We start from the raw sequence: 1,295 nt of genomic DNA on the forward strand, positions 1-1,295 counted from the left end.
ATGAAGCTTCCCCGTGATCTTGGACACTCGATGGTTATGCCGCGAGGGTGTGTCGGTGTCGTTGCCGGGTCTCGGCCGGGGTGAGGTAGCCGAAGACCTTGTGTCTGCGCAAGCGTCGGCGGTTGTAGAACGTCTCGATGAAATCGAAGACGTCGGCGCGGGCGGTGGCCCGGTCGGGCCAGACGCGGGTGCCGATCTCCTCTTTGAGCAGGGCCCAGAAGCTCTCCGCGGCGGCGTTGTCGAAGCAAGATCCGGTGCGTCCGCAGCTTTGGCGGAGGTCCAACTCCCGTATTCGGTCCCGGAATCGGGCCGAGGTGTATTCGCTGCCGCGGTCGCTGTGGATCACGCAGCCGGGTTGCAGTCCACCGCGGCCGTGGGCCATGTCGAGTGCGTCGACGACGAGCTCGGCGCGGTGGTGGTCGGCCATCGAGTAGCCGACGACCTCGCGGGTGGCCAGGTCCAGCCATCAGGCGAGGTAGAGCCAGCCCTCGGCTGTCGGCAGTGCGGTGATGTCACCGACCAGCTTCGTGCCGGGCATCTGCGGGTGGAAGTCGCGGCCGATCAGGTCCGGGGCTGGCTTGGCCTTCTTGTCCGGCCTGGTCAGCGAACGGCGCTTGCGGCGGGTGACGCCCTGGATGCCGTGCTCGCGCATGAGGCGGGCGACCCGCTTTCGGTTCACCGCCCGTCCCAGCCGACGCAGTTCGGCAGTAACGCGGGGGACGCCATACGTCCGGCGCGAGCCGACGTGGATCACGGTGATCTCGTGCACTAGGGCCTGGTCGGCGGCCCGGCGGGCCGCGCGGGTCTTCGCCGCGGCGAGCCAGGCATAGAACGAGGAGCGGGCCACCTCGAGCAGGCGGCAGAGGAAAGCGATGCCGTGGGTGGTCTTCTCCGCCTCGATGAACGCGTACGTGTCGTTCACCGATCGCTCTCCTTCGCGAAGAAGACCGCGGCTTTTCGCAAAACCTCGATTGTCTTGGCCTGGTCGGCGTTCTGCCGGCGCAGCCGCTTGAGCTCCTCACGCTCGGCAGTCGTGAGCTCGCCGGGGGCGCCCTCGCCCCGGTCGGCCTTGGCCTGGCGATACCAGCCGCGCAGGGACTCGGAACTGATGCCGAGCTCCCGGGCGACGGCGGTGACCGTCTTGCCAGTGGAGTCGACGAGCGCGATCGCGTCCCGCTTGAACTCCGCGGTGTACCGCCTCGTGTACTTGCTTCCCACCTGGTGCTACTTCCTCTGGAACCTCAGATCCCAGTCTCCAGGTGTCCACGATCAAGGGGAAGGTTCAGCGCAGCCGC

3 protein-coding genes are annotated in these 1,295 nt (G+C 67.6%); all 3 read right to left on the minus strand.

Annotation, left to right across the window (positions count from 1 at the left end; all coding sequences use genetic code 11):
• Nucleotides 1-34: 34 nt before the first annotated feature.
• From M2283_RS51545 to M2283_RS51555, 3 genes are read right to left on the minus strand one after another with little or no spacing between them, the layout of a single operon-like run.
• Complete coding sequence (locus M2283_RS51545) at nt 35-463, minus strand: DDE-type integrase/transposase/recombinase (RefSeq protein WP_348539001.1); 429 nt, start codon at nt 461-463, stop codon at nt 35-37.
• Between the two features lie 3 nt (nt 464-466).
• Nucleotides 467-922, minus strand: coding sequence for an IS3 family transposase (locus tag M2283_RS51550; protein ID WP_280883571.1), 456 nt, complete (start codon nt 920-922; stop codon nt 467-469).
• Nucleotides 919-1,218: a transposase gene (locus M2283_RS51555; RefSeq protein ID WP_280883572.1), complete on the minus strand. Its 300-nt coding sequence runs from the start codon at nt 1,216-1,218 to the stop codon at nt 919-921. The genes M2283_RS51550 and M2283_RS51555 overlap by 4 nt, the downstream gene beginning before the upstream one ends.
• Between the last annotated feature and the right edge of the window lie 77 nt (nt 1,219-1,295).

The sequence above is a fragment of the Streptomyces pseudovenezuelae genome (assembly GCF_029892565.1).
GTDB lineage: Bacteria > Actinomycetota > Actinomycetes > Streptomycetales > Streptomycetaceae > Streptomyces > Streptomyces pseudovenezuelae_A.